This is a genomic window from Mycobacterium sp. (assembly GCF_049280035.1).
Lineage (GTDB): Bacteria > Actinomycetota > Actinomycetes > Mycobacteriales > Mycobacteriaceae > Mycobacterium.
Window position 1 is genome coordinate 1 of sequence record NZ_JBAPPI010000616.1, and the last position, 3501, is coordinate 3501.

The window sequence follows — 3501 nt, forward strand, 5'->3', positions numbered from 1 at the left end:
GTCATCATTCTTTTGGCGGTGGGATCGGACTACAACTTGCTCCTGGTCGCGCGGTTCAAAGAGGAGATCGGCGCCGGGCTGAAGACGGGCATCATTCGCGCGATGGGCGGCACAGGCAGAGTCGTGACGGCTGCGGGCCTCGTGTTCGCATTCACGATGGCCTCCATGATCGTCAGCGACAACCGCGCTGTCGGCCAGGTGGGTATCACCATTGGTCTCGGTCTGTTGTTCGATACCTTGATCGTTCGCTCGTTCATGACGCCATCCGTGGCCGCGATGCTGGGACGTTGGTTCTGGTGGCCAATGAACGTTTATTCACGCGCGGCTCGCACCGACGACCACGTTGATACCCAGGACACGGCGGAAATCGAGATCCCCGCGGCCGCGAACGGCAACGGCAACGGCAACGGCGTGGCGAACGGCAACGGCGTAGCGAACGGTAACGGCGCGTTGACCGGCAACGGTTCAATTCATCATCGACACGCCTACCACCGATAGCCTTTTGCCGCGCAGTTGACTGCGCAACATCGGTTTCAGTGGCTCAACGGAATGCCAAGTCGATGATCTCCTGCTGTTCGACGGCGTGCACCTTCGACGAGCCCGATGATGGCGCTGACATGGCACGGCGCGAAATGCGTTTGATCCCAGCCAGTTTTTCGGGGAACAGCTCGGGCAGCTCCAAGCCAAGGCGGGGCCATGCGCCCTGGTTGGCCGGCTCTTCCTGCACCCAGAAGTATTGGCTCACGTTCGGGTAGTGGTCCAGCATTTCGCTGAGTCGCCTGCGCGGCAGCGGGGCAAGCTGTTCGATGCGCACGATCGCGATGTCGTCGCGGTTGTCTTTGGCCTTGCGGGCCGCGAGCTCGTAATAAAGCTTCCCGCTGGTCAGCAGGATTCGGGTCACCTTGCTGCGGTCTCCGGTGCCTTCGGCGTAAGTAGGTTCCTCAAGCAGCGAGTGGAACTTGTCCTCGGTGAAATCTCTGATGTCGCTCACCGCGGCTTTGTTGCGCAGCATGGACTTTGGCGTGAACACGATGAGCGGGCGCTGGACACCGTCGAGGGCGTGCCGACGCAACAAGTGGAAATAGTTGGCCGGCGTCGACGGGACCGCGATCGTCATCGAACCTTCCGCCCACAGCTGCAGGAAACGCTCGATGCGCCCGGAGGTGTGGTCGGGGCCCTGGCCTTCGTGTCCGTGCGGCAGCAGCAGCGCGACACTGGACAGTTGGCCCCATTTCGCCTCGCCGGAGCTGATGAACTCGTCGATGATCGACTGGGCACCGTTGACGAAATCGCCGAACTGGCCCTCCCACAAGACAAGTGCGTCCGGATTGCCGACGGTGTAGCCGTATTCGAAGCCGACGGCCGCGTACTCCGACAGCGGCGAGTCATAGACCATGAACTTGCCGCCGGTCGGGTTGCCGTCCCGATCGGTCATCAGCAGCCGCAGCGGCGTGAATTCTTCGCCGGTGTGGCGGTCGATGATCACCGAATGCCGCTGGGAGAAGGTGCCGCGGCGGGTGTCTTGCCCGGATAGCCGCACCAACTTGCCTTCGGCCACCAGCGAACCCAACGCCAGCAGTTCGCCGAACGCCCAGTCGATCTTGCCCTCGTAGGCCATCTCTCGGCGCTTCTCCAGAACCGGCGTGACGCGTGGGTGCGCGGTGAACCCGTCGGGTAGGGCGAGGAATGCGTCGCCGATGCGGGCCAGCAACGCCTTGTCCACCGCGGTGTCGAGTCCCGCGGCGAGCATCTGGTTGGACTCCACCGATGCGCTCGGTTGGACTCCGTGCTTTTCCAGTTCGCGGACATCGTTGAAAACCCGCTCAAGTTGGCCTTGGTAGTCGCGCAGCGCGTCCTCGGCTTCTTTCATCGAGATGTCGCCACGACCGATCAGCGCTTCGGTGTAGGTCTTGCGGACCCCACGTTTGGTGTCAACAACGTCGTACATGGCGGGGTTGGTCATCGACGGGTCGTCGCCCTCGTTGTGCCCGCGGCGTCGGTAGCACAGCATGTCGATGATGACGTCTTTCTTGAACTTCTGCCGGAAGTCCACGGCCAGGCGCGCCACCCACACGCAGGCCTCCGGGTCGTCGCCGTTGACGTGGAAGATGGGCGCGCCGATCATCTTCGCGACGTCGGTGCAGTATTCGCTGGACTTGGAGTACTCCGGCGAGGTGGTGAAGCCGATCTGGTTGTTGACGATGAGGTGGATGGTGCCGCCGACGCGGTAGCCGGGCAGCTTCGCCAGGTTCAGCGTCTCGGCGACCACGCCCTGGCCCGCGAACGCGGCGTCGCCGTGCAGCATCAGCGGCATCACCGAGAAGGCTTTTTCGTTTTCGCTATCGGTGGCCCCATGGTCGAGCAGGTCCTGCTTGGCCCGAACCAGGCCCTCCAGCACCGGGTCGACTGCCTCCAGGTGCGACGGGTTTGCGGTCAGCGACACTTGAATGTCGTTGTCGCCGAACATCTGTAGATATACGCCGGTGGCCCCGAGGTGGTATTTGACGTCGCCGGAGCCGTGTGCCTGGGCGGGATTGAGATTGCCTTCGAACTCCGAAAAGATTTGGGAGTACGGCTTGCCGACGATGTTGGCCAGCACATTGAGTCGACCCCGGTGCGGCATGCCGATGACCACCTCGTCGAGCCCGTGCTCGGCGCACTGGTCGATCGCGGCATCCATCAGCGGGATGGTGCTTTCGGCGCCTTCTAGCGAGAACCGCTTCTGCCCGACGTACTTCGTCTGCAGGAACGTCTCGAAAGCCTCTGCTGCGTTGAGCTTGCTCAGAATGTATTTCTGTTGGGCCACAGTCGGTTTGACGTGCTTGGTCTCGACGCGCTCTTCCAGCCACTCCTGCTGTTCGGGGTCGAGTATGTGGGTGTACTCCACGCCGATGTGGCGGCAGTAGGCGTCGCGCAACAGGCCCAGAATGTCGCGCAGCTTCTTGTACTCGGAACCGGCGAAGCCGTTGACTTTGAACACCCGATCGAGGTCCCACAGTGTCAGGCCGTGGGTCAGCACTTCGAGATCGGGGTGGCTGCGGAACCGGGTGTTGTCCAAGCGCAGTGGGTCGATATCTGCCATCAGATGGCCGCGGTTGCGGTACGCGGCGATCAACTCCATCACGCGGGCGTTCTTGTCGACGATCGAGTCGGGGTTGTCCGTGCTCCACCGAATCGGCAAGTACGGGACGCCCATTTCCCGGAAGATCTCGTCCCAGAAATCGTCCGAGAGCAGCATCTCGTGGATGGTGCGCAGGAAGTCACCCGACTCCGCGCCCTGGATGATGCGGTGGTCGTAGGTCGAGGTCATTGTCATGACCTTCTCGGCCCCGATCGCTTTGGCCACGCGCTCCAGGCCAACCGGATAGGCGATCGAGCCGGTGGCCACGATCGTGCCCTGGCCGACCATCAGCCGCGGGACCGAGGCGATCGTCCCGATGCCGCCGGGGTTGGTCAGAGTCAGATTGCCGCCGGTCAGGTCATCGGCGCTCAGGGTGTTGG

At 62.8% G+C, this 3501-nt stretch carries 1 protein-coding gene and 1 pseudogene; one reads left to right on the plus strand and one right to left on the minus strand.

Going from position 1 to position 3501, the window contains the following annotated elements; genetic code table 11:
* Positions 1–327: pseudogene (locus tag WAN71_RS19805) on the plus strand (MMPL family transporter); the annotation flags it as partial.
* Between the two features lie 214 nt (positions 328–541).
* Here the strand turns inward: WAN71_RS19805 and WAN71_RS19810 are convergent.
* Positions 542–3501: multifunctional oxoglutarate decarboxylase/oxoglutarate dehydrogenase thiamine pyrophosphate-binding subunit/dihydrolipoyllysine-residue succinyltransferase subunit (locus tag WAN71_RS19810; protein WP_422226959.1), on the minus strand; the 2960-nt coding region annotated here is incomplete at its 5' end.